The organism is Litchfieldella xinjiangensis, assembly GCF_000759345.1.
Lineage (GTDB): Bacteria > Pseudomonadota > Gammaproteobacteria > Pseudomonadales > Halomonadaceae > Litchfieldella_A > Litchfieldella_A xinjiangensis.
The window spans coordinates 333,003-358,461 of sequence record NZ_JPZL01000003.1 but is presented as its reverse complement, the minus strand read 5'-3'; the positions used below and the strand labels follow the sequence as shown (position 1 = coordinate 358,461).

Annotated in this window: 21 protein-coding genes and 1 other RNA gene; 12 read left to right on the top strand and 10 right to left on the bottom strand. The window is 63.7% G+C overall.

Annotated elements, in window-relative coordinates; translation table 11 throughout:
- The 3 genes from JH15_RS13890 (at position 1) to JH15_RS13880 (ending at position 3,947) form a co-directional block, all read left to right on the top strand.
- Positions 1-474, top strand: a complete 474-nt coding sequence (locus JH15_RS13890) for a hypothetical protein (protein ID WP_043531348.1) — start codon at positions 1-3, stop codon at positions 472-474.
- Positions 475-695: 221 nt separating this feature from the next.
- Positions 696-2,186: a sensor domain-containing diguanylate cyclase gene (locus tag JH15_RS13885; RefSeq protein ID WP_043531347.1), complete on the top strand. Its 1,491-nt coding sequence runs from the start codon at positions 696-698 to the stop codon at positions 2,184-2,186.
- Between the two features lie 96 nt (positions 2,187-2,282).
- Entirely contained in the window at positions 2,283-3,947 is a 1,665-nt protein-coding gene (locus tag JH15_RS13880; RefSeq protein WP_043531345.1) for a GMC family oxidoreductase, read from the top strand.
- A 6-nt stretch (positions 3,948-3,953) separates the two neighbouring features.
- On the opposite strand, the gene JH15_RS13875 is transcribed toward JH15_RS13880, so the two are convergent.
- Positions 3,954-4,727 carry a sulfite exporter TauE/SafE family protein gene (locus JH15_RS13875; protein ID WP_043531343.1) on the bottom strand — a complete coding sequence of 258 codons (774 nt, stop codon included), beginning with the start codon at positions 4,725-4,727 and terminating at the stop codon, positions 3,954-3,956.
- 168 nt (positions 4,728-4,895) lie between these two features.
- On the opposite strand from JH15_RS13875, the gene JH15_RS13870 reads away from it, so the two are divergent.
- From JH15_RS13870 to JH15_RS13855, 4 genes are all read left to right on the top strand, one after another.
- Positions 4,896-6,503, top strand: coding sequence for a hypothetical protein (locus JH15_RS13870; protein ID WP_043531341.1), 1,608 nt, complete (start codon positions 4,896-4,898; stop codon positions 6,501-6,503).
- Between the two features lie 399 nt (positions 6,504-6,902).
- Complete coding sequence (gene gpmI / locus JH15_RS13865; RefSeq protein ID WP_043531339.1) at positions 6,903-8,477, top strand: 2,3-bisphosphoglycerate-independent phosphoglycerate mutase; 1,575 nt, start codon at positions 6,903-6,905, stop codon at positions 8,475-8,477.
- 50 nt (positions 8,478-8,527) lie between these two features.
- Complete coding sequence (locus JH15_RS13860) at positions 8,528-9,685, top strand: murein hydrolase activator EnvC family protein (RefSeq protein WP_231566444.1); 1,158 nt, start codon at positions 8,528-8,530, stop codon at positions 9,683-9,685.
- A 92-nt stretch (positions 9,686-9,777) separates the two neighbouring features.
- On the top strand, positions 9,778-11,070 hold the full coding sequence (locus JH15_RS13855; protein WP_043531335.1) for a S41 family peptidase: 1,293 nt from the start codon (positions 9,778-9,780) through the stop codon (positions 11,068-11,070).
- 13 nt (positions 11,071-11,083) lie between these two features.
- Here JH15_RS13855 and JH15_RS13850 read toward each other — a convergent pair whose 3' ends face one another.
- The 4 genes from JH15_RS13850 to JH15_RS13835 form a co-directional block, all read right to left on the bottom strand.
- Positions 11,084-12,304, bottom strand: coding sequence for a UbiH/UbiF/VisC/COQ6 family ubiquinone biosynthesis hydroxylase (locus tag JH15_RS13850; protein ID WP_052384126.1), 1,221 nt, complete (start codon positions 12,302-12,304; stop codon positions 11,084-11,086).
- A gap of 81 nt (positions 12,305-12,385) precedes the next feature.
- Positions 12,386-13,585: a 2-octaprenyl-6-methoxyphenyl hydroxylase gene (gene ubiH, locus JH15_RS13845; RefSeq protein WP_043531331.1), complete on the bottom strand. Its 1,200-nt coding sequence runs from the start codon at positions 13,583-13,585 to the stop codon at positions 12,386-12,388.
- Positions 13,586-13,709: 124 nt separating this feature from the next.
- A complete protein-coding gene (pepP, locus tag JH15_RS13840) occupies positions 13,710-15,047 on the bottom strand; it encodes a Xaa-Pro aminopeptidase (RefSeq protein WP_043531328.1) in 1,338 nt (445 codons plus the stop codon).
- Positions 15,048-15,070: 23 nt separating this feature from the next.
- Positions 15,071-15,637, bottom strand: a complete 567-nt coding sequence (locus tag JH15_RS13835) for a UPF0149 family protein (protein WP_043531326.1) — start codon at positions 15,635-15,637, stop codon at positions 15,071-15,073.
- 252 nt (positions 15,638-15,889) lie between these two features.
- Between JH15_RS13835 and JH15_RS13830 the strand changes: the two genes are divergently transcribed.
- From JH15_RS13830 to JH15_RS13825, 3 genes are all read left to right on the top strand, one after another.
- On the top strand, positions 15,890-16,192 hold the full coding sequence (locus JH15_RS13830; RefSeq protein ID WP_043531324.1) for a cell division protein ZapA: 303 nt from the start codon (positions 15,890-15,892) through the stop codon (positions 16,190-16,192).
- Positions 16,193-16,240: 48 nt separating this feature from the next.
- A non-coding RNA gene (ssrS, locus tag JH15_RS17845) (6S RNA) lies at positions 16,241-16,425 on the top strand.
- 22 nt (positions 16,426-16,447) lie between these two features.
- Positions 16,448-17,095, top strand: a complete 648-nt coding sequence (locus tag JH15_RS13825; RefSeq protein WP_081949036.1) for a 5-formyltetrahydrofolate cyclo-ligase — start codon at positions 16,448-16,450, stop codon at positions 17,093-17,095.
- Positions 17,096-17,468: 373 nt separating this feature from the next.
- On the opposite strand, the gene ilvA is transcribed toward JH15_RS13825, so the two are convergent.
- On the bottom strand, positions 17,469-19,007 hold the full coding sequence (ilvA, locus tag JH15_RS13820) for a threonine ammonia-lyase, biosynthetic (RefSeq protein WP_269319797.1): 1,539 nt from the start codon (positions 19,005-19,007) through the stop codon (positions 17,469-17,471).
- 146 nt (positions 19,008-19,153) lie between these two features.
- Between ilvA and rpiA the strand changes: the two genes are divergently transcribed.
- A complete protein-coding gene (rpiA, locus tag JH15_RS13815; protein ID WP_043531320.1) occupies positions 19,154-19,825 on the top strand; it encodes a ribose-5-phosphate isomerase RpiA in 672 nt (223 codons plus the stop codon).
- Positions 19,826-19,829: 4 nt separating this feature from the next.
- On the opposite strand, the gene waaA is transcribed toward rpiA, so the two are convergent.
- Genes waaA through JH15_RS13800 form a run of 3 tightly spaced genes read right to left on the bottom strand, consistent with a single transcriptional unit; the run spans position 19,830 to position 23,630 of the window.
- A complete protein-coding gene (gene waaA, locus JH15_RS13810) occupies positions 19,830-21,128 on the bottom strand; it encodes a lipid IV(A) 3-deoxy-D-manno-octulosonic acid transferase (RefSeq protein ID WP_043531318.1) in 1,299 nt (432 codons plus the stop codon).
- Complete coding sequence (gene hldE / locus JH15_RS13805; RefSeq protein ID WP_043531316.1) at positions 21,128-22,558, bottom strand: bifunctional D-glycero-beta-D-manno-heptose-7-phosphate kinase/D-glycero-beta-D-manno-heptose 1-phosphate adenylyltransferase HldE; 1,431 nt, start codon at positions 22,556-22,558, stop codon at positions 21,128-21,130. Before hldE ends, waaA begins: the two co-directional genes overlap by 1 nt.
- Entirely contained in the window at positions 22,548-23,630 is a 1,083-nt protein-coding gene (locus JH15_RS13800) for a glycosyltransferase family 9 protein (protein ID WP_043531314.1), read from the bottom strand. Before JH15_RS13800 ends, hldE begins: the two co-directional genes overlap by 11 nt.
- Between JH15_RS13800 and JH15_RS13795 the strand changes: the two genes are divergently transcribed.
- Positions 23,629-24,330 carry a 3-deoxy-D-manno-octulosonic acid kinase gene (locus tag JH15_RS13795; RefSeq protein ID WP_043531312.1) on the top strand — a complete coding sequence of 234 codons (702 nt, stop codon included), beginning with the start codon at positions 23,629-23,631 and terminating at the stop codon, positions 24,328-24,330. The two genes, JH15_RS13800 and JH15_RS13795, sit on opposite strands and share 2 nt — an antisense overlap.
- Here JH15_RS13795 and JH15_RS13790 read toward each other — a convergent pair.
- Positions 24,315-25,445, bottom strand: a complete 1,131-nt coding sequence (locus JH15_RS13790; RefSeq protein ID WP_043531310.1) for a glycosyltransferase family 4 protein — start codon at positions 25,443-25,445, stop codon at positions 24,315-24,317. The two genes, JH15_RS13795 and JH15_RS13790, sit on opposite strands and share 16 nt — an antisense overlap.
- Positions 25,446-25,459: the final 14 nt, after the last annotated feature.

Sequence of the window (25,459 nt, the reverse complement as noted above, 5' to 3'; positions counted from 1 at the left end):
ATGGAAGACTATTTCCTGGCCCGCGTGGTCCATGTTCTTGCCGTCGTGCTGTGGATCGGCGGTGTCGCCATGGTCACCACCGTGCTGCTGCCTGCCGTCAAACGCTTCAAGAATGCCGAGGAGCGAGTCGATTTCTTCGAACGGGTCGAATCGCGTTTCGCGATGCAGTCACGTATCACGACGCTGCTGGCCGGTATCAGTGGCTTCTATCTACTGCATATCCTGGGCTGGCAGCGCCTGCTACTGGCGGAGTTCTGGTGGGTTCACGCCATGATCGCGGTGTGGCTGATCTTCACGATCATGCTGTTCGTCCTCGAACCGCTGTTTCTGCATCGCTGGTTTCGTGAACGTGCCCGGCGCGCCCCCGAATCGACGTTCCGTCTGGTTCAGGGGCTGCACTGGTTCCTTCTGACGATCAGTCTGGTCACGGTGGCCGGGGCCGCCTCGGGCAGCCACGGCGGCTTCTGGTTCTAGCGAATAACGTGCCCCCGCCGAAAGTCGAACGCTTGATTGAGAACCAGGGCGCCTTATTCACAAGGGGGGTGCTATACTCGGTCGGCGCACTCTGCCCCCTGGCTCGGAGCGTACCCGGCAGTGTCATGAGACCAAGGATGGCAGCACCGCGGGTTGACTCGCTTCACTAAGTCCTGCCCACCGAGAACGTTCTCGTCGGCGTAGGGAGAAGGAGAACCCTCTTGTTACCCAACGAGCTTCGCCAGTCTCTGGAACGCTGTACCCAACTGCCTTCGCTGCCCAGCGTCGTCTTGCGCGTCATCGAGCTTGCCCGTGACCCCGACGTCAACCTCAATCAGCTGATCACGACCATCAGCAGCGATCCCGCACTCTCCGTGCGCCTGCTCTCGCTCGCCAATACGGTTTTCTACGCTTCGCAGCGGCCGGTCGAGGAGCTGCAACAAGCCGTCAACCGCATCGGCATGGAACGTACCCTGTCGCTGGCATTGGGCTGCAGCCTGGTCTCGGCCACCGGGACCGATGCCACCCAAGGCCTCAACCTCGAACGCTACTGGCAACGCTCGCTGCTTTGCGCATTGAGTGCTCGCTCTTTGGCCGATTCCCTCGATCTGCATGTCGACAGTGGCGCGCTGTTCACGGCCTCGCTGTTGCAGGATATCGGCATGCTGGCCCTGCATGCCGTGGACGAAGCGCGCTACCAGCCACTGTTGGAAAAGGCGCCAAACCATGAAGCGCTGGTGGCTCTGGAGCAGACCACCTATGCGACCGACCACGCCGAAGTGGGTGCCTGGCTGGCCCGCGAATGGCAACTGTCCGAGCGGACCGCACAATGGATAGCCCATAGCCACGACGCACTTCAGGCCGTCGAGCCAGAACAGCAGGCCCAGAAGTGCCTGATCGCCTCGGGCATGCTGGCCGATGCGTGGCTGCATGGCGAAGCCTCGATGGGCGGCGCCATGACACAAGTGGCGAAGTACTTCGGCCTGGAGGCAAGCGAGATGGTCAACCGCATCGTGTCGCTCCAGGAGCAACTCCCGGCCGTGGCATCGCTCTATAACATCGCCGTACCGGAACGCCTCGATGCCGACCAGTTGATGTTCGAGGCCAAGATGCTCTTGGCGGAACGCAATGCCCGCCTGCAGCAGGACCTGCTCCAGAAGCAGCAGGAAATCGAAGCCCTGCGTCGCGAGCAGGAGCAGCTCAACCAACAGGCTCGCCTCGACTCACTGACCAAGCTCTATAACCGGTCCTACCTCGAATCGACCCTGAACGGGTTGTTCGCCGAGCACCAGCGCTCGGGGCAACCATTCGGGGTCATCTTCATCGACCTGGATCGTTTCAAGCGGATCAATGACGATTTCGGCCATGGCATCGGCGATGAGGTTCTCGTGGCGTTTGCCAAGTTGCTGCGTCAACGGGTGGAAGAGTACGGTTTTTACGCCGGACGTTTTGGTGGAGAGGAGTTCGTCGTGTTGTTGCCCGGGCATGGCAGCGACAAGGCCATGCAGTTTGCCGAAGGCTTGCGCAGCCTGGTCGGGGCCGCCCCGCTGGCCTACGCCATGGATACCCCGCTGCATGTCACCGCCTCCTACGGTATTGCGGCACTCGAGCCCGGCAGTGGATTCGATAACGTCGAGGCGTTGGTCGAAGCCGCCGACAAGAGTATGTACCAATCGAAGCATGCCGGCTGCGACCTGATCACCGTTTTTTGACTCTTACCGCGGCTCAGGCTCTGGATAGAGGGCACCCTGTTCGATAGTGTTGATATCGAACAAATAACAATAACGATGCCCTTTACGGAGCACGCCATGACCACACCATCATCGTTTGAGTTCGATTATATCGTCGTTGGCGCGGGCACCGCCGGGTGCTTGCTGGCCAACCGCCTCAGTGCCGACCCCAATAATCGGGTCCTCCTGATCGAGGCGGGCGGGCGCGACAATTACCACTGGATTCACATACCGGTCGGCTACCTCTACTGCATCAATAATCCGCGCACCGACTGGCTGTTTCGTACCGAACCGGATGCTGGCCTCAACGGTCGCTCGCTGCTCTACCCGCGCGGCAAGACCCTTGGCGGCTGCTCGAGCATCAACGGCATGATCTACATGCGCGGCCAGGCCCGCGATTACGATCATTGGGCCGAGGTCACCGGCGACGACGCCTGGCGGTGGGAGAATTGCCTGGCCGACTTCACCAGGCACGAGGATCACTACCGCCTGGATGCTGGGGGTAATGCCGATGCCCAGCATCGCGACTTTCACGGCCACGGCGGCGAGTGGCGGGTCGAGAAACAGCGCCACCGCTGGCAGATTCTGGACGACTTTGCCGATGCCGCCGAGCAGGCCGGCATTCCCAAGACCGATGACTTCAACCGCGGCAACAACGAAGGCGTCGGCTATTTCGAGGTCAACCAACGCGCCGGCTGGCGCTGGAATACCGCCAAGGCGTTTCTGCGCCCTGCCTGCGAGAGACGCGACAACTTCACGTTGTGGCATTCGACCCTGGCACACAAGCTCGAATTCGAAACAGGAGCGCACGGCACACCTCGCTGCACCGGGGTGCAGGTGGAACGCCAGGGCACGGTGAGCCGTGTCAGAGCACGGCGCGAGGTCATTCTGTGCTCGGGGGCCATCGGCTCTCCCCAGTTGCTGCAACTCTCCGGTATCGGGCCGGCGGCGCTGCTGCACAAGCATGGCATTCCCGTGGTTCATGACTTGCCGGGGGTGGGCGAGAACCTGCAGGACCATCTACAGATTCGCTCGGTCTATCGCGTGACGGGGGGCAAGACGCTGAATACCTTGGCCAGCACGCTCTGGGGCAAGGGACTCATCGGCCTGGAGTATCTGTTGACGCGCTCCGGGCCGATGAGCATGGCCCCGTCTCAGCTCGGGGCGTTCACACGCAGCTCGCCGGAGCATGCCGAACCGAACATCCAGTACCACGTACAGCCCCTTAGCCTGGAGGCGTTCGGCCAACCGCTTCATGACTACCCGGCCATTACCGCCAGCGTCTGCAACCTCAGCCCCACCAGCCGCGGCCATGTGCGAATCAAGAGTCGCGACCCGCGCGAAGCGCCGTGTATCTCGCCCAATTACCTGAGCACGGAAGAGGATCGCAAGGTGGCGGCCGATTCGCTGAGAGTCACACGCCGCATCGTGGCGCAGCCCGCCTTCGCCCGCTATCGACCCGAGGAAGTGAAACCCGGGATGCAGTACCAGAGCGACGAGGAACTCACCCGCCTGGCAGGCGACATCGCCACGACCATTTTCCATCCGGCGGGAACGACCCGAATGGGACGCGCCGACGATCCGCTGGCCGTCGTCGATTCCCACCTGCGTGTGCGCGGCGTGGACGGGTTGAGAGTGGTCGATGCCGGGGTCATGCCCACCATTACCCGTGGCAACACCAACTCCCCCACGTTGATGATTGCCGAAAAAGCGGCGGGCTGGATTGCCTCGGAAAGCGGCTGACCCGCGTTAACCCGGCTGGCTCACCAACCCCACCAGGCTGACCGCGATCAGCACCCCGCCGAGGACACGGAAGAACAACGCCGTGTTACCGGCCATCATGTAGCGGTGGACCCGCTCGCCGAGCAGGTGGCCGACGAAGGCGCACGGCAGGAGCCACAGATGATGCTCCAGTTGTAGGTCCACCCCGGCAATGATGAACGACACCATCTTGATCACCACCAGGATGAACCACAGCACGAACAGGGTATCGCGTAGCTGATGCTTGGCCACATGCGAGGCGAAGACCGCCACGATCAGCGGCGCCCCGATCAACGAGGTGCCACTGACATAGCCCCCCAGGCCCAGCAGCACGTAATCCACGTACTTGTTCTGGCTGCGAAATGGCCGGTTCAGCACATAGCTCACCGCATAGACCAGCACGATGACGAAGATGATCGTGGTCATGGTGCGTGCCGGCAGCGTGAGCAGCCCGACCACGCCGATCAGCTTGGGCACGATCATGATCTTGAGCGCATCGATCAGGTACGCCCAGTCGATATTGCTCTCGCCCTGCCGCCCCTCGGCCTTGATCTCACGGTGGCCCTGCCAGGCGATCCAACTCGAAAAGATCAACAACTGCACGGCAATGATCGGCAGGAACACCAACGGCTCATTGGACACCAGCAGCAGGAACGGCAGGGCCAGTACCGCCCCGCCAAACCCCAGGCTGGTACGTACGAACCCGCTCCAGGCGAAGATCAATCCTATTAAAAGGTACTGATACCAATCGAGGTCGGCCATGGAGGGGATCACTCGAGACGTTGAATTTTGGTCGGCGCCAGCGTGCGAGACGAGAAACGATCTTCGCCTGCTAACGGAAGGAAGGGAAGTGGCACTTGCCCTATCCCCCCATCGCAACTACACCGATAGATACCCCGCTGCGTCAGGCTCGATAATGGAGTATCGCCCATGCCCGGCTTTCTTCAGGCCCCTGTTCATGCACTCCTCGCCGCGCTTGTCGGCTGGCTGCCCCCTTCCGCCGCGAACGCGCTCCAACGCGTCATAGACCGCTGGTTTCCACGCGACGAAACACCCGACGAGCCGGCTCGAGAAACACTCACGCTGGATGAGAGCGATGGGGATATCACGATGACGGATCAGGGCGATACGGCGCTGACCCTGACCCTGAGTGCCGATGCGATGAAGGAGGACTACACCGGCGCGTTCAGCTTCGATGGCCAGGGGCACGTCGACATACGCACGCGTTTGTCGGACGACACCGGGACGCAGGGATACAGTCCCACCGGCACGTACACGTTCTCGAACACCGACCGAGTGGCCCTGGATGTCGCCGCGGGGACCGGCTTCGGCGGTACGATCAACGCCAACGCGGCCACGCAGCTCGAGGTCGATGCCGAGGGGCTGCTGTCACCTAACGCAGCGGTCCGGGGCGACAACCTGAGCGAAGCCACCCTGCGTCTCGGTGAAGTCGATGACGACTTCTATGGCCATGTCTTGGCACTGGATGCGATGAGACTCGAACGTCTCACGATCGATACCGGCTCGCCTCTGATGCTGACGTCCCCCTCTGACCTGAGCGCATTGGCACAGCTCGATATCGTGACTCAAGGCTATGTCCGCACCCGCTCCATCGAGCTGCCCAGCCTCGAGGATGCCAGTTTCCAAGGCGCCGGCAGTGTGGAGCTCAGTGATGTGGGTAGCGAAGTCCAACACATCACCATCGATGCCGGTCAGTTGCGGGGCGAGGACACCCCCAGCTTCGATCCCCCCATCATCGCGGCCCTCGAATTGAGCATTGATGCACCGGCCAACACGTCGCACGGCAGCGTCGACATTATCGGCTCGCAGGCCGGTGGCAACAGGATCGACGTGACAGGGCGGGACCTGAGCTTCACCGGGGGAGACGGGGACGACCAGATTCGCCTCTTCCGGGTCGGGACGAACGAGAACCTCGCCGCCATCGATATCAATGCGGGAGAAACGGGAAACGACACCCTGAACATGCGCGACGTGGTGGCCGAAGGCCGGATCGACGGCTTTTCGATGGAGAACTCATCGATCTCCGTCATGGGCAGTAGCCAGATCGTGACCGAGGATAGCATCGTGCTGACCGGCAATCGCTTGCAACACGAAAGCAGCTACGGGCACGTCGCCATCGATGCCGATGGCAGCGTCACGCTCAACTCACTTCAGACCCGTACGTCGGCGGCGAGCTTTTTCAGCCGCGAAATCGGGGATAGCCGTTGGGCGGAGGAAGGCGACGGTTTCGAGGGTAGCTTCGATTTCGATGTCGCGTTGATCAACGATAACGGCGATACCTGGGACGCATTGCTCTTCGAGGACGACGACGGCGATCTTTTCGTCATCAGCGATGCCGATCCGGCCGCCGGTATCGAGCAGGGTGCCGATGCATTCCGCATTGCCGAGGTCGGCGGCGATTGGGTGGGCGGCGCCGACCAGACGGCGGCCCAGGTCGACGACTTCGTCACCCAAGGCGGGCTGGAACTCCTGGGCGTCGGCCAGGCGGCCCTGAGCGATCCCTACGGCCTGGCGTAACGCTCAGGTTTTAAAACCCCAACAAAAAGCCCTGCGATCGTCGCAGGGCCTATGTTTATACATGACACAGGTACAATCGTAGAGGTTCGCCAATTAATGGCGCTGTGCCCCACGCTCCAGCCAGGCCAGGATCAGTGCCTGCGCATCGACGCTTTTTGTCGCTGTCTCGTGCCAATAACGATGAACTTCGGACATGGTTGGTTTCTCCTCTGGCGCGTTAGCCTTTATAGCTATCGACCTGTGCCGATTTTTCTTTAGTCCGTCTCGAATCCTGCCGCGGGTGCCCCGGCTGACCCCGGCGCCCCCGTACGCTATGATGGCTCCATCGAGCCGTGAGTCGCGATCCGCCCCGTTGAACGGGATGCTTACCCCGTCGACGCTTAACGAAGAGGCCAACCGATGTCCGATGCCCAACATTCCGTCCCGCGCCCAGTGGCCCTGATCATTCTCGATGGTTACGGCCATAACGAAAATCTGGAGGCCAACGCCGTCGCCGCCGCACACACACCGGTGATGGATCGCCTCAAGCGCGATTTCCCGCACAGCCTGATCCATACCGACGGCAAGCACGTCGGTTTGCCCGAGGGCCAGATGGGCAATTCCGAGGTCGGGCATATGAACCTCGGGGCCGGGCGCATCGTCTATCAGGACTTCACGCGCATCACCAAGGCCATCGAGGACAACGAACTCGCGGACAACCAGATACTGACCGCCCCCATCGATGCCGCCGTGGCAGCGGATCGCGCCGTGCACCTCCTGGGCCTGTTGTCGCCCGGCGGCGTGCACAGCCATGAGGACCACCTGCTGGCCGTAGCCGAACTGGCTGCCGCGCGGGGCGCCAAGCGAATCTACCTGCACGCCTTTCTCGATGGCCGCGACACGGCCCCCAAGAGTGCCCAGGCCTCGATCGAACGAGCCGACGCCAAGCTCGCCGAGCTGGTGGGCAAGGAGAACGGCTTCGTGGCCTCGATCATCGGCCGCTACTACGCCATGGACCGCGACAATCGCTGGGAACGGGTCGAGAAGGCCTACCGCCTGGCCACCCAGGGGGAAGGCGAGCACGTGGTGAAGAACGCCGTGGACGGCCTGACCGCCGCCTACGAGCGTGGCGAGACCGATGAGTTCGTCGCCGCCACCAGTGTCCGCCCTGCCGGCCAGGCCGTGACCATGCAGGACGGTGACGCCGCCCTGTTCCTCAATTTCCGTGCCGACCGCGCCCGCGAACTGACTCGCGCCTTCGTCGTGGACGATTTCACGGGCTTCGAGCGCCAGGCACGCCCCTCGCTTGCCGCCGACGGCCTGGTCATGCTGACCCAGTACGCCGCAAATATCCCGGCGCCGGCCGCTTTCCCGCCAGCGGACCTGCAGAATACCCTGGGCGAGGTCATTGAGCGCCGCGGCAAGACCCAGCTGCGCATCGCCGAGACCGAAAAGTACGCGCACGTCACCTTCTTCTTTTCCGGCGGTCGGGAGGATGAGTTCAAGGGTGAGGATCGCGCCCTGATTCCCTCGCCCAAGGACGTCAAGACCTATGACGAGAAGCCCGAGATGAGCGCGTACGAGCTGACCGATACGCTGGTCGAGGCGATTGATGCCGGCAAGTACGACTTGATCATCTGCAATTACGCCAATGGCGACATGGTCGGCCATACCGGCGTCTTCGAGGCGGCGGTGAAGGCCATCGAAGCCGTCGATAAGTGCTTGGGCCGTGTGGTCGAGGCCATCGAACGCGCCGGGGGCGAATGCCTGGTGACCGCCGACCACGGTAATGCCGAACAGATGGTCCACCCCGAGACCGGCAATCCGCAGACCGCACACACCACCTTCGAGGTGCCGCTAGTGTATGTCGGCAAACGTCAGGCGAGACTGGCGGACGATGGCCGCTTGTGCGATCTGGCGCCGACGCTGCTGGCCATGATGGATGAGCGCGTGCCGAGCGAAATGACCGGCCGACCGTTGATCGAATTCAGCTGACATTTAGCAACTCGTCCCGCAACGCCGGGCAGCGTGATGGAGCGGTCATCTTGGGAACAGCGCTGTGGCGGGTAGCGGCAGTCGGAGTGGTGGCGATGCTGGCATCATCGGTGCTGGCCTCGCCGGTGTGGGCAGCGCCCAGCGAACGAGAGGCTCGGGAGCGCCTGGATGCCATCGGTAGCGAGATCCAGTCCGTCTCCAAGCGCCTGGATGTGGCCCGCGATGCCCGTGACGATGCCGAGCAGGCACTGCGCGACGTCGAGACGGCGCTGGGCGAGACCCACCGGCGTCTTGATACGCTCCAGGACGAGCGGCGGCGACTCGATGACGAGATCGTAGACCTCGAGGCGTCACGTCGCGAGCTCGAGGCGGAGCGCCGGGAGCAGGTCGAGGCGATCGAAACCCAGCTCGACGCCTTGTACCGCCTGGGTCTATCGCCCCAGCTCAAGTTACTGCTCAACCAGGACGATCCGGCGCGCCTGGATCGCCTCCAGACCTACCTCAACCACCTGTCCCAAGCACGCAATGCGCGTCTCGACGAGCTCGCCGCGCTGGACGCCCGCCTGGCCGAGAACCGCCGGGCGCTGGACGAGCGGTCGACACGGCTCGACGCATTGCAGGAGGAACTTGCGCAGCGGGGTCGTGAGCTCTCGTCCCAGGTTGCGACGCGCCAGGCATTGATGGCCGACCTCGAGAGCCGCTACGCCACCGAACAGTCCCGCCTTGAGGCCCTCAACCAGGATCGCGCCCATGCCGAGCGCGTGCTGCGTCAGGTTCAGGAAGAGCTGGCACGCCTCAAGACCCCGCCGCCATCCACCGCCATTGCCGGTACCCAGGGCGACCTGCCCTGGCCGGTGCAGGGTCGTGTCGATACCACCTTCGGAAGCGGTGACGGCGTAAACCGTAACGGCATCGTGTTCGTTGCCGCCGAAGGCAGCCCAGTCAGCGCAATTCATGCCGGGCGCGTGGTGTTTGCCGACTGGATGCGGGGCTTTGGCAACCTGCTGATCCTCGATCATGGCGACGGCATCATGACGCTGCATGCCCACCTGCAGCACTTTTCGGTGGGCCCTGGCGAAGCGGTTGAGCGCGGCGATACGCTCGGTGCCGTCGGTGTGAGTGGCGGGCGCGAGCGCGCCGCGCTGTACTTCGAAGTCCGTCGCGATGGCGACCCCATCGATCCGCAGCGCTGGATGGCAAGGCGCTGAGTCACAGCGCACCTCGACTTCGACTATGGATCAACGCCCCGCCCAGCGGCTATGCTGGAGCATTCATCTTGTGCCTTTCGACCGGAGTCCGCATGTCCGTCACCGCTTTTCAGCATTTCCTGGCCCGGCTCTTGCCTGTGGCGCTACTGGCGCTGCCCGTCCAGGCCCAGACCTCGCCACAGCCAGCCGACGACCTGCCGATCGAGGACATCCAGACCTTCGTCGAGGTCTTCGAGCGTATCAAGCGTGCCTATGTCGAAGAGGTCGATGACAGCACCCTGCTGCGGAATGCGATGCGCGGCATGCTTGGGGAACTCGATCCGCACTCGGCGTATCTGGACCGCGAAGAGTTCGATAGCCTGCGCGAATCCACCGAAGGGCAATTCGGCGGCATCGGTATCGAGGTCGGCATGGAGGATGGGCAACTGACCGTCATCTCGCCCATCGACGACACACCCGCGGCACGGGCGGGGCTGCAGTCCCGCGATATCATCCTGCGCGTAGACGGCACCGCCACCGACGGGTTGTCGCTGCAGGAAGCCGTCACGCTGATGCGCGGCGAGCCTGGCAGCGAGGTGGAGATCACCATCCTGCGCAGCGGCGAGGCCGCACCGCGCACTGTCACGCTGACCCGCGAGATCATCCGTACCGAGAGCGTGAAGAGCGAATTGCTTGAACCGGGCTACGGTTATCTGCGCATCAGCCAATTCCAGAGCCGTACCGGCGAGCAGGTGCGCAACGCGTTGACGCGCATGGCGCAGGAGGCGCCCCTCGAAGGGCTGGTGCTCGACCTGCGTAACAACCCCGGCGGTGTACTGCAATCGGCTGTCGAAGTGGCTGACGCATTCCTCGACGAGGGCCTGATCGTCTATACCGAAGGCCGACTGGGCGACAGCGACATGCGCTTCTCGGCCAATGCCGAAACCACTGCACCCGACGTCGCGATGGTGGTACTCATTAACGGCGGTAGCGCCTCGGCGGCAGAGATCGTCGCCGGTGCGCTCCAAGATCAACGCCGCGCGGTGGTCATGGGCACCGACAGTTTCGGCAAGGGCTCGGTACAGCAGGTCATGCCGCTGGGTAACGGCGACGGGCTCAAGCTGACTACCGCCCTCTACTTCACGCCCAACGGCCGTTCGATCCAGGCCCAAGGCATCGAGCCGGATGTCGAGGTGGTGCGTGGCCGACTGGAGATCGCCGAGGGCAGCGCAGTGCCGCTGCGCGAATCCGACCTCGAGGGGCACCTGCAAGGCAATGGCGAAACGCGTACCCAGCGTGAGGGCTCGCCCCGCCTGCGTGAGGATTACCAGCTTGGCGAGGCACTCAATCTGCTCAAGGCGCTGAACGTACTCGGCACGCGCGAGCGCGCGTCCTCGGCAAATTAACGCGAGTAGCAGATCAACGGCATCGGCGGGGCAGGTGTCCCCGCTCACCGATCGCCTGGCGAATCAACACGCGCTTCAATGGCGTCAGGCGATCGACCCCCGCCAGACCCAGGTTTCTTGCCAGGGTCAGCATGGGATTCGCACTGCCGAACAGCAGGCGGAAACCATCCATCATGGTCAGCATCGCGGCGTTATCCCCTCGCCGCCGCCGGGCGTACCGCGAAAGGATGCGCTCGTCACCCAATGACGCCCCACGTGAACGAGCGCTCACCAACTCTTCGGCCAGCACCGCCGCATCCATCAAGCCCAGATTGACCCCCTGGCCTGCCAGGGGGTGGATGCTGTGGGCCGCATCGCCGATCAGTGCCAATCCGGGCATGACGTAGCGCGAAGCATGGCGCTGGGCCAAGGGAAAGCTCGCGGTTTCGTCGATCACCTCGACCTGGCCCAGGCGGTGATCGAAGGCCGTGGCCATCTCGGCCCCCAGCGCATCAGGTGTCAACGATCGCAGGCGTTCGACGTGCTGGGGTGAGGTGGACCAGACGATCGAGCAGTGATGGGGATCGTCATCGAGCGTCAATGGCAGAAAGGCGAGCGGCCCTTCGGGCAGAAAGACCTGGCGCGCCACCCCGCCATGCGGCCGCTCGAGTCGAACCGTCGTCACCAGCGCATGGTGGCCCGTATCATGGGCGTCAGCCGTGATACCCGCCAGCTCGCGCAGCCGTGAGCGTGCCCCATCGGCCGCCACGATCAACGGGGCGGAAAGCGTCTCCCCGTTATTCAACGTCAGCTGACGCATTTCGCTCTGCCACGCGCCCAGGGATTCGACGCGGCAACCATAACGCATCTCGACCGTGGGCAGTCTTTCCAGACGTTCCTCCAGCGCCGCCAGGATCACCTCGTTCTCGACGATATGCCCCAGCGTGGCCACGCCGGCCTGCTCGGCATCGAAACGAATCTCACCGCTGCCCTGCTGCTCCCAGACATGCATGCCGGTGTAAGGCGTAACTCGGCGCGCCTGCATGGCCGGCCACGCACCCAGCCCGACGAACAGCCGGCGTGATACCTCGGTCACGGCACTCACGCGTAGCGCCGGACGCCCGGTTCCTGCCTGGCGGTCGACGGGCCCGGGGCGGGCATCCAGAACCTGGACCGCGATCCCGGCCTCGCCCAACAGGGCCGCCAGTGTCGCGCCTACCATTCCACCGCCTACGACGATCACTTCGGCCTGCATGGTCTCTCCTTGTCCGCGTTTTATCGTCGGAGCGTGACGCGCTCGCGACCTCGTGTCGATTCATGGAATGCTACCCGCATTTCATCGCTCGGTGCCCATGGCGCGACGTGCCAGGGTACGGCGCAGCGGCCCGATCAGGTTGGTCGCGACCAGTCCTGCGGCCCGGGCATGGGACAGCAGGGGATGGTCGATGCCAAATAGCCGGATCAACCCGTCGCTGAAGCGGATGACGTTGTGCCGATCCGCAGCACGGCGACGCTCGAAGTCAGCCAGGATCTCCATGCTCCCCGGCGCGGCTTGGCGTGCCAGGCCGGACTCCAGGGCGGCGACGAGATCCATGACCCCGCGCAGGGCCAGGTTGAAGCCCTGCCCCGCCACGGGATGCAAGGCATGGGCAGCGTTGCCCAGCACCGCGAGGCCCGGCCGCACCGGCTCATTGGCGGTAACCAGCGTGAGTGGGTAGGCGTGGCGGGTCCCTACCTGACGGAAGCGCCCCGCGCGCTCACCGAAGGCACGCTGCAGTTCGGCAAGAAAATCCCCATCGCTCAGGGCCAACCGGGATTGTTCACGCCCCAGCTCATGGATCCAGATCAGCGCCATGCGCTGGCCGGCCAGGGGCAGCAGCGCAATGGGCCCGTCATCGGTGAAGCGTTCGTACGCCACGCCCTGGTGAGGGCGGCTGACCGCCACGTTGGCAATCAGGGCCACCTGGTCATAGGCTGCTTCGCGACTGGCTATGCCCAGGCGCTCCTTGAGTCCCGAGCGTCCTCCATCGGCCAGCACCGTCAAGCCAGCCTCCAGTTGGCTGCCATCGGAAAGACTCAAACGATGCCCTTGGGCAGTGACTGCGATGTTCTCGACCTTGGCCGGACAGTGCCAGGTCAATGGCAACGTCGCCAGTCGCTGATGCAGCACCTGCCCCAACCAGGCATTGGGAATCACGTAGCCCAGCGCATCGACATGCAGCTCTCCGGCATCGAGCCGGGTGACGCCCATGCGACCACGCTCGCTGACATGGATGCGGCCGATCGGTTCGGCCTCCCGCGAGAGCGCATCCCATAGCCCGAGCGTCTCGAAATGCTGGCGCGAGCCACGGGCGATGGCACTGGCGCGGGCGTCGAAGCTGGGCTGGTAGGCGTCGCTGTTCAGCGCCGAGGGCAAGGGCGCCGCCTCGATGACGGCCACTTTCAGTCCATGCGCCTGGATCGTCGGCGCCAAGGCCGCGGCCAGGCTCGCCCCCACGAGCCCGCCTCCGATGATGGCGATATCTACCTGCTGCATATGACTCGGCGTCTCCTATGGTCGGTCTCTGCCATTGACCCGGACAGCGCAAACCGATTGGTAGTGTACTACGCATAGAGTTACGTAATTACGTAATCCACTGGCTTGGCTTTTTGCATTGCGATCAGTTCTTGCGCATCAGGGCTTGAATATCCTCGATCCGTTTGGGGACCCCTTGCGTGAGTACCTCGTTGCCTGTCGGTGTCACAACAACATCGTCCTCGATGCGGATGCCCACCCCGCGCCAGGCCGCAGGAATATCGTCCTCATCGGGTACGTAGAGCCCGGGCTCGACGGTGACCACCATGCCGGGTGTCAAGCCACGCGGGGCACCGGCCACGCGGTAGTCGCCGACATCGTGGACATCGAGACCCAGCCAGTGAGACGTGGAGTGCAGGTAGAAACGACGATAACGGCCTTCCTCGATGCACGTTTCCAGATCGCCCTCCAGCAACCCCAGCTCGAGCAAGCCGCGTGTCAGGTCGCGAACCACGCCGTCATGTATCTCGGTCAAGGTGGCGCCGGGTGTCACGGCAGCCACGGCGCGTTCCTGGGCGGCGAGCACAACCTCATAGAGCGCCCGCTGAGCATCGCTGAAGCGGCCATTGACCGGAAAGGTGCGCGTGATATCCCCGGCATACAGGTCGAACTCGGCGCCAGCGTCGATCAGCACCAGCTCGCCGTCGCGTAGCGGATCGCGATTCTCGATGTAGTGCAGTACGCAGGCGTTGGCCCCGCTGCCGACAATCGTGGCATAGGCCGGGCCACTGCCGCCGTGCCAGATGAATTCGTGCTCGAGCTCCGCCTGCAGGTGATATTCGCTGAGACCGACCTGGGTCGCTTGCATGGCACGGCAATGCGCACGCGCCGAAACCTCTGCGGCGTGACGCATCAGGGCCAGTTCCGCCTCGCTCTTGATCAGGCGTTGTTCGTGCATGAGCTCGCTGACGTCGCAAAAGCGTGAAGGGGCCACCACCCCATGACGCCGACGCGCCATGAGGCTATCGCGTACCTGCCTGGCCAGTGCCATGGCTGGGGCATCGTCAAGCGGGAGAAAGAGCGCCTCACGCCCCTCCAGCAGGTCGGGCAGACGCGCCTCGCGCTCAGCATTCTCAAACGCTTGATCAATGCCGAATCGGGACACGACACCGGCAGCACCCACGCGAATGCCCGTCCAGGCTTCGAGGGTAGGATCCTTGTCCTGGCAGAACAGGATCGCCTCGCCCTCCTCACGGCCCGGCAACAGGAGCAGCAACGCCTCCGGCTCGGGAAAGCCGGTGAGATAGTGAAAATCGCTGTTCTGACGGAATGGGTGGTCGCTATCGCGCGAGCGCGTGACCAGCCCCGCTGCAGGCACTAGCACGGCACTGGCGGGGGGAAGGGCGGCCATCAGGGCGCGACGGCGGTCGCGATACTCATCGAGGCCGATCGGGGCGGGTCGTGTCAGGATGTCGCGGGACATCGGAGCTCCTGGTTGGGTGGCAGTCATTGCGGGGACTGTTCGACCTGGGGCTTGCCGGGGTGCTGCTCGGTATACAGCAGCATGGCGGCCATCCGGGCATGCTCGGTCAAGGCGAACAGGTCATTCTCGTTCTCGCTGCTGTCGTCGAGTTCGACATCGAGCGACGCCAGGGTGGCGAGATCCTCGATTGCTTCACGCAGGTTGGCGGACCAGTGCTGGCGCGTCGCCTCGTCCACCGACGACAGGCCCTCGAGGAAGCCCTGGCTCCACTCCTGGAGTCCCTGGGCCTGTTCGGAGAGCGAGAACATGTCATCAGGCAGCAGCGGCATGTAGTCGAGTTCGGCGGCGCTCAGGTCATCGAGTGCCTGCCGGCGCCAGCCCAGCAGGGCTTCGCCACTCTCAGGATCGCGCGGCTGCTCGACGCCCAGCGCGGCACAGACTTCCTCCAGCCACACTTCGGCGGAGATGTCGCGTAGCGCCAGCTCGGCAGCGAGGCGGCCGTCGAGAAAAGCCGGTGATTGCAGACTCCCATGCAACAGGAAAACGTTGGCCAGGGTGGAGAAATCGAGGCGCTCGTTGATCAGGGACATGCGGGGTTCCGTGGTCTGGGGGAATCGGGCCGGCAGCCATTCGCATCATGCGACGGCCAGCCGTACGAAAACGGTGCGTTGACCGTTCGCAAACGGCCCTCGTATAGTGCGTCGTACCCCGACATTCTAGGCGTTGGGCGAGGCGGCGGCGAGGGCCCCCCGCTCACGCGCTATCTACAGACACAGGAAATCAGGCGGCAGCTGTTCCTGCATCCTGCCACCTGGATGCACCCGGCCCGCCAGGAGCCCGCGATGAGTGACGACGCTCGACCTACCACTACCGAAATTACCCTGCTCGGGCGGGGCTACGTCATCGCCTGCCCCCCCGATGAACAGGACAAGCTCAAGCGTGCCGCACGCTATCTCGATCGCGCCATGCATGGTATCCATGCCCGCGGCAAGGTACTCGGCGCCGAAAAGATCGCCGTCATGGCGGCACTCAACATCGCCCACGAGCTGCTCGAGGTCCTTGAAGAGCGTAAGGAAGGCGAAGCTTCGCTGGCCCGCATCGGCGAGCGTCTCGAGCGGGCCCTGGCCGACGCCCCGGCAAGATAGCCTGTCGCCACTTTGGCGATGGCCCCCAGCCTCTGTTAGGATGAAGACTGTTCCCTGGGATGTACGCCAGTCGTTATAGTCCCTCGAGCCTATGCGCAGTACCCAGGGGGCCAATTGCTAGACAGACCCGTGTGCATGTCCGTGCGTCGGAAAGCCTGACGGTCTGTCTGCGGCCACCCACCTTGAACCAATGGGTTCAAGGGCCAGAACGACAGCGGCATTCTGGGGAACTCCATTACTGAACGACGGCGGATCATGGCTGAGCATGCCCCTTTCGACATTCCTGCCGAATGGGCGACGCTGCCCGAAGCGGCTCGCCGCCAGGCCCTTCGTCGGACGCTGCGAACCCGTCGCCGCGCGCTGAACCGGTCCGCACAACGCAGCGCTGCCCGATCGCTGTGCCGCCATCTGCGCCAGTTGCCCGAGGTGCAACGAGCGCGCCATATCGCCCTGTACCTGCCCAACGACGGCGAGATCGACCCGACCCCCATGATCGACTGGTGGGAGCGGCGCGGCGCCAAGGTCTACCTGCCGGTGTTGCAACCGCTGGCTGAAAACCGCCTATGGTTCGTTCACTATCACGCCGGCACACCCATGGTGCGTAACCGTTTCGGCATCGCTGAACCCGACACCCAACATGGCGCGCACCGTGCTCGGCGCGTGCCCCCCTGGCGACTCGATCTGGTGTTGTTGCCTCTGGTGGGCTTCGACCGGCATGGCCGACGCATGGGCATGGGGGGCGGCTTCTACGATCGCAGCTTTGCCTTCACACGCCGTCCCGGACCTCGCCCTCGCTTGTTCGGAGTTGCGCATGCCGTACAGGAAGTCTCCGAGCTGCCTACGGCCTCATGGGACGTCCCCCTGGATGCGATCGTGAGCGATCGCGGCGTGATTCGCCCCTGAGACGAAACAAAAGACGCGCCAAAAAAACCGGCAGACGATCACTCGTCTGCCGGGGATATGCTCTGGTCATGACACTAGAAATTATTCGTTTTCCTGCGTCTGTCTGCGACTAACTGCCCACCAGGGCTTGTGCATAGCCGGTTGCCACTACACCGATGCCGAAGACCAACATCAATGCCATGACCAGATCGGGCTTGCGCTTCATTGCCTGACTCCGTAGAGCGTGTTGTTGCGATATGACTCACGTGAGTCGCCCTATGACGACAGGAATCGACTATAGGGCTAAGGCAATGGAATGACAATCGTCCCCAAGCCAAGATTACATAACGAAACGTATGCTATTTCTTGGCTTCGACGTGAGTTAGCGCTTACTTCAGGCCATGAATAGCCGGTACGCCGGGTTCTCGGATTCCTTCCAGTAGCGGTACCCGATATCGTCGAAGTACTCCTCGACATGGGTCCGGTCACCGTTGGGCACCTGCATACCAACCAGTACCCGGCCATAGGCCGCGCCATGATTACGATAATGGAACAGGGATATATTCCAGTCGGCGGGCAGATGTGTCAGGAAATTCATCAACGCACCGGGACGCTCGGGGAACTCGAATCGATAGACTTCTTCGTCGAAATGTTTCCGGGGACGCCCGCCACCGAGATGGCGAATATGCAGTTTGGCGAGTTCATTATCGGTCAGATCCTCGACCGGATAACCGGACTCGCGCAGCTTGTCGATTACGGCCCGTCGATCGTCGCCTCCAGGTTTGACCTGCACTCCGACGAAGATATGCGCATGCTCGGTATCGGCATAGCGGTAGTTGAATTCGGTCACCATGCGTTTACCGATGGTCTTGCAGAATTTCTTGAAGCTGCCCGGACGCTCTGGAATTTCTACCGCCAGGATGGCCTCCCGCTGTTCCCCGAGCTCCGTGCGCTCGGCGATGTGCTGCAGTCGGTCGAAGTTGGTATTGGCGCCGGAATTGATACAGACCAGCGTCTCGTCCTTGGCGCCGGTCTGCTGGATGTACTTCTTGAGACCGGCCAATGACAACGCCCCCGAGGTCTCCGACACGGCGCGGGTATCCTCGAAGATATCCTTGACCGCCGCACATATCTCATCGGTATTGACGGTGATCACGTCGTCGATCAGGTCGCGGGCAATGGCGAAGGGCACCTCGCCGATCTGGGCCACGGCGACCCCTTCGGCAAAGACCCCTACCTGATCGAGGGTTACGCGTTCGCCTGCCGCCATGGCAGCCTTGAGGCAGGCACTATCCTCGGCCTCGACGCCGATCACCTTGATGTCGGGACGCAGGTATTTCACGTAGGCCGCCACGCCGGCAATCAGCCCGCCACCCCCCACCGGAACGAAGATGGCATCCAGCGGGCCACTATGCTGGCGCAGGATCTCCATGGCGACGGTTCCCTGGCCGGCGATGACGTCGATGTCGTCGAAGGGCGGGATATAGGTATAGCCATGCTCGGCGATCAGCTCGCGTGCATGTTCCAGTGCCTCGGAAAAGGCGTCGCCCCTGAGCACGACCTTGGCCCCCCGGGCGCGCACCGCCTGGACCTTGATATCCGGTGTAATGCGCGGCATCACGATTACCGCCTTGACCCCCATCAGCTTGGCGGCCATGGCCAGCCCCTGGGCATGATTGCCGGCCGACGCAGCGATGACCCCCTTGGCTTTCTGTGCCTCGGAAAGCTGGGCCATCTTGTTATAGGCGCCACGAATCTTGAACGAGTAAACCGGCTGCAGGTCCTCACGCTTGATCAGGATACGGTTATTGAGACGACGGGACAGGAAGGACGCGGGGGAGATGGGCGTTTCGCAGGCGGCCTCGTAAACGCGGGCCTGGAGTATCTTCTTGACGGTGTCTTCGAGCATCCTGGTGTCCTGACAGTCGCGCACGGGACGTGAGCGGAAGCGATATGGCTGGAAAGGCTCCTATTGGTAGCAGATCGGCAAGCGTGGCGTCCAGCGGCGTGCATCTACACCGGGCCTCGAGTCGCCTATACTAGCCCCCCGACGCTTATCGACCCGACCAGGATCTCCGCATGACCCAAGATGAACTCAAGGATGCCGTAGCCGCTGCCGCCATCGACGAAATTCGCCCCTGGCTCGACCGCAATACCATCCTCGGCGTAGGTACCGGCTCGACGGCCAATTACTTCATCGACCGCCTGGCCGAGCTTCGTGACGAATTCAAGGGGGCGGTGGCCAGCTCCGATGCCACCGCTGCACGGCTCGAAGGTCACGGTATCGAGATCTTCGAACTCAACACGACCGGCAGCGTACCGTTCTATATCGATGGCGCCGATGAAATCGATCCCCAGCTGCACATGATCAAGGGCGGCGGCGCAGCATTGACCCGCGAGAAAATCGTCGCGGCCTGCGCCGATCGCTTCATCTGCATCGCTGATGCCTCGAAGCGGGTCGAGACCCTGGGCCACTTTCAGCTGCCGGTGGAGGTCATCCCCATGGCGCGCTCCTACGTCGCCCGCGAGCTGGTCAAGCTGGGCGCTGATCCGGTCTATCGTCAAGGTGTGGTGACCGATAACGGCAACCAGATCATCGACTGCTACGATTTCGCCATTGCCGACCCGGTCGCCATGGAGGCGCGCATCAACGCCATCGTCGGCGTGGTCACCAATGGCCTGTTCGCCGCCCGCGGGGCAGACATTCTCCTGCTGGGCACCGAGACCGGTGTCGAGCGTTCTAGCAAGTGAGCACTCACTTCTCTTCTAGATAGGTCGCCAGGCCATCCAGGGTTCGCTTGAGCGCGCCCCGATTGGCCTCGATCACGGCTTGGCCGGTGCGGCTGAGCCGCTCCCGTTCATCAGGGTCGTCGAACAAGCGAATTAATTCACGGCCAAGTGCAGTGGCGTCGTCCACTTCGAGCAGGACATCGGCCTCACGCAGGGTCGCAGCCACGTCGAGAAAATTATCGAGATGCTTCCCGGTGATCACCGGCGTACCCATGGCCGCCGGCTCGAGCAGGTTATGCCCGCCTATCGGCGCCAGGCTACCGCCCACGAAGGCAACCATCGCCGCGCCATAGAACCCCAGCAGTTCCCCCATGGTATCGGCGAGATACACCTGGGTACCGGCTTCGGGGCGCTCTTCCTGAGAGCGGCGCGCCAGCGTGAAGCCGTGTTCGCGGCAAAGGGCGGCCACGGCGTCGAAGCGCTGGGGATGCCGCGGCACGAGGATCAATAATGCGTCCGGCTGTGACTCGAGCAAGACGGCATGGGCGGCCAGTACCTGCTCGTCCTCGCCAGGATGGGTCGAACCGGCGACCCAGGCGGGTCGTTGCCCGAGCAATGTACGTAAGCGCTCACTTCGCTCGAATTCCGCGTCATTCGGCAGAAAATCGAACTTCAACGAGCCGACGACCGTCACATGCTCCACTGCCATACCCAGCGCCTGGAAACGCTCGGCATCGGCATCGGACTTGGCGGCCAACCACGTCACATGGGACAGGGCATCCCGCATCAACGGACGCACTCGTCGATACCCCTCGAAGGCACGCGGCGAGAGGCGACCATTGCTCACCACCACCGGAACCTCACGTGAGTGGCATGCGGCCAGCACGTTGGGCCACAGCTCGGTCTCGAAAATGATCGCTGCCTGCGGACGCAGGCGTCTGACGAAGCGCCGCGCAGCACCGGGGAAGTCCAGCGCGATGAAACAGTGACGCAAGTGACCGGCCTGGCCGCGCGTCTGCCGCGAGTCGGCGATGGCCTGGACGCGCTCCGCCCCGGTAGCGGTCATGGTACTCACGACCAGCTCCCTACCGGGATACCGCTCCAGCAGGGTCTCGATCAGCGGTTGGGCCGCCAGCACTTCGCCCACCGACGCGCAATGCAGCCAGATCACCGCGCGACCCGCTGACGAACGGGGAACGAAACCCAGCCGTTGCCAGCGGGAGTGAGTGAGCGCCCGCTCACGCCAGACACGCTTCCATACAAGGGGCGACAACCCATAGAGAACCGCCGAATAGAGCCAGCGTGCCCAGCCGTTGCGACCCATCAGCGCTCGCGGTCGAGGATGGTGGTAATCATGGCCGTGGTGGATACGCCATCCTCGAAGCCGAGCACCCTGACTTCACCGCCATTGGCAATGACCGCTTCCCCTCCGGCGATGTCCTCGGGGCGATAATCCCCGCCCTTGACCAGGATATCGGGCAGTACCGCCTCGATAAGGCGGGCCGGGGTATCGTCGCTGAAGGGCACGACCCAATCTACCGCAGCCAGGCCAGACAGGACCTGCATCCGCCGGTTGAGCGGGTTGATCGGTCGCTTGGGCCCCTTGAGGCGGGCAATGGAGGCATCGTCATTGACCGCCACGATCAGCCGGTCGCCGAGTTCTCGGGCATGCTCGAGATACGCCACATGACCGGCATGCAGGATATCGAAGCAGCCGTTGGTCATCACTACCCGCTCGCCCCGTGCCTGGGCGGCCTGGACCGCCTCGACCAATGCGGGCGCATCGATCACACCGAACTCGGCCAGCTTGTCGCCGTGCAAGGCGGTATACAGCTCGGCGACGGAGAGCGTTGCCGTCCCCGGCTTGGCCACGACCAGGCCCGCCGCCAGGTTGGCCAGGGTCATGGCTTCGGGGAAACCGTGACCCGCCGCCAATGACAACCCCAGTACTCCGATGACGGTATCGCCGGCGCCGGTGACATCGAACACTTCCCGGGCACGGGTGGGAATGTGCAGCGGTGCATGCCCTTCGCGAATCAGAGTCATGCCGCGTTCGCTACGCGTGATCAGCAGGGCCTCAAGCCCCAGCTCGGCGCGCAGGGCCTCGCCCTTGGTCGCCAGTTCCGCATCGTCGCGACAATGGCCGACCACGGCCTCGAACTCGGCCAGGTTGGGCGTAATCACGCTGGCGCCGCGATAGCGTGCGAAATCGTTACCCTTGGGATCGATCAGGACTCGCTTGCCGGCCGCGTGGACCAACCCGATCAGCGCTTCGATTCGGTTGAGCGTCCCCTTGCCGTAATCCGACAGAATCACCAGATCCACGTCGGGTAGCGCCTTCTCGACATGCTCGAGCAGCACCCGTGTATCCACTTCACCGAGGCCCTGCTCGAAATCGAGGCGAATCAGCTGCTGGTTGCGGCTCATCACGCGTAACTTGGTGATCGTCGGCACCTCGCCGCTACGCTGGAAATGCGTGCGTACATTGGCCGCTTCCAGGCATTCGAGCAGCAAGTCGGCGTTGGCATCGTCGCCGACCAGGCCCGCCAGCGCGGCATGCCCGCCCAGCGCGGCAATGTTCAGCGCCACGTTGGCCGCGCCCCCGGGGCGGTCCTCGCTTTCGTCGACCTTGACCACCGGCACCGGGGCCTCGGGAGAGATGCGCGAGGTACCGCCATGCCAGTAGCGATCCAGCATGACATCGCCCACCACCAGCACGCGGGCCTGTTCCAGCGCGGTAAGATCAAGCTTCATCGATTGGCTCCGACAATAGGGAATCCAGACGCGCAATGACGTCATCGGCATGGATCAATGCCATGGCCTCGGGATGGCGCACCCGGTGACCCCACGGCAGATCATCGACCGTCTTGTGCAAGTAGTGGTGCAACGCCTCGGGATAGCGATTGACGAGAAGATGCCGCCACCGGTAAGGCCCGGTGCGATCGGGATTGGAGGTAGCGTACAGGCCGATCACGGGGGTAGCCAATGCATTGGCCATGTGAGCAGGACCGGTATCCGGGGCGATCACGGCCCGTGCCTCGTCGATCAGGGCCAGCAGGGTCTTGAGCGAGGCATCACCGATGGTATCGATGATCGCCTCGGCTGGGGCAAGCTCGGCGATGCGGGCCCCCATTTCGCGCTCCTGGGTCGTACCACTGCCGGTCAGCACCGTCTTGAGCCCGTACTGGACCCAGGCGTACTCGGCCACGGTCGCGTATCCCTCTACCGTCCAATTGCGAAAATTGTTGGCACGCGCGCTGGTGCAGGGAGTGACCAGCAGGTAGGCATTACCGCCCGTCAGCCGCCGAGCGGCATTGCGAGCCTCGTCGGGGATCGGAAGCCGCCACTCCGGGGTCGAGGCAATGGCGTCCTCGACACCTAGCGTACGGGCGAAATCCAGGAACGAGTCGACGACATGGGCGCGAGGGTTGGGCGGGATGTGGTGCCGGGTGAACCAGCGCTGTCCATCCTTGCTGCGTTCCCGGTCGTAGCCGATGCGCACACGCGCCTTGAGGCCCAGGGAAAGCACGCTGGCACGCAACGACTGTTGCATGTGCAGCAGCGCATCGAAGCGGGTGTCGGCGAGGCGTCGCCAGATCTCGCGCATGCCGGCAAGGCCGGTTCGCTTGTCGTAAACCACGAACTCGACCCCGGGTAAGCCCGCCAGTAGACTGTGCTCGCCCTGGCCTATGATCCAGGTAATGTGCACCTGCGGCCACTGTCGCTGCAAGGCGCGCAGGGTGGGCACCAGGTTGCACACATCGCCCAACGCGGACAGGCGCAGTATGCAGATGCGCTCGGGATGGGCGGGCAGAGGATGCTTCATGCGATTGATACGCTTCCAAGAAGGCCGGGTTTACATTCTATTCGATGCGCACAGTGTAAGTGACGCCACTGGAACGCCACAAATTACCCCGGCGCACTTCACGGCTGAATTCTGGCAGGCCCGTGACGCCGTTACCGGCGAGGCTCCCGGTCGCGGGGCAAGCTTGTTCGTTAGGGCCGGCGACCAACAATGGGTGCTGCGGCCCTACCGACGTGGCGGCCTCATCGCCAAGGTCAGTGATACACGCTACCTATGGACCGGAAGCGAGCGTAGTCGTGCCTTCCGCGAGATGCGTCTCACCGCCGACCTGCATTCGCGGGGCTTGCCGGTGCCTCGCCCCGTGGGCGCCTGTGTCTGGCGCCATGCCATGACCTACGAGGCTGCCCTGATCACCACCCGGCTGCCCGGCGCCCAGGCCCTCGCCGACCGGTTGTCAGAGGCCGACGAGCGCCTGCTCGAGCGGGTCGGTGCCACGATTCGTCGTTTTCACGATGCAGGCCTGGATCATGTCGACCTCAACGCCCGCAACCTGCTCGTCGACACGGCAGAACGCGTGTGGCTGATCGATCTCGACCGCTGTCGGCTGCGCGGCCCCGGGAAATGGCGAGAAGCCAACCTCGAACGACTCGAGCGCTCGCTGGCCAAGTTCTCGGCTACCCACGCGATGGTAGCCATCCGCCGCGGCTATGCCTCGGCCTGACGGTACTCGTCGACGAGCGAGGCCACATGCGCCGTCAGAGAAAAGCGCTCACGCGCGACTCGCGACGCCGCGCTACCGAGGCGCTCACGAAGTTCAGTGTCCCGCGCCAGTTCGGCCATCGCCTTCGCCCATGCATCGGGGTCGGCGGGATCCGCCAGGCGACCGCATCGCTCATCGAGTATCTCGGGTATCGCCCCGCTCGCCGACCCTACGATGGCCTTCCCTGCCGCCATGGCTTCGATCACCGTCAGACCGAAGGCTTCGTTGCGTGAGGGGATACAGACGATATCCAGGGCGGTAAACAATCCGGGTAGGTCGCGACGAAACCCGGTAAACGATACCTGCTGCGTGAGCCCCAACGCCGCCACCTGCGACTGCAGTTCGCCGACATAGGCTACGTTGGCCCCCTGGTCGGCCTGAAGCCCGCCCACAATTACACCATGGAAAGCCAGCTCAGGATGGCGAGTCGCCATCCGGCCCAGGGCCTCGATCCACACCTGCTGGCCCTTGCCGGGACTCAGACGCCCCGGAACGCCGATGGCGACACTCGCCGCGGGGATACCGAGTGCCTCTCTCAGAGCGTCCCGCTGTGGGGCGGTGAGCGAGGGCGTGTAGGGCGTCGGGTCGATCCCCAGATAGAGGCGTCGTATCCGCGACGCCGGCAAGGGGAATGCCTCGAGGTTGCGGGCCCGGGTGGCTTCGCTGATCGAGAAGAGTCGTGACAACTTGCCGTAGGCCCAACGGTGGTACACATCCTTCTTGGGCCGGGTCACCCCCATGTGATCGGTGAAGAACAGCGCCAGGCTCGGCCGCAGCGACTTGAGCAGGGCTGCCAGACGCAAATCGCTCGACTTGTGACAATGGATCGCCTCGATGTCATGCTCTCGCAAATAGCGCAGCAGACGTGGCACCTGGAGCAGAGCCCGGCCGCGCGAGGCCACCGTCAACGGCTCGACACCCGCCTCGCGCAGGCTGTCCGCGACTCGGGAACCGGCGAGCGCCAACGCATGGGGCTCCCACCCTTGGCGTCTCAGCTCGGGTACAATACGGGCCGGGTACATTTCCAGACCGCCCCAGCCGCTGGAAAGACAGATATGCAAAATCTGGGATGACAACGGGTGGCTCCTTT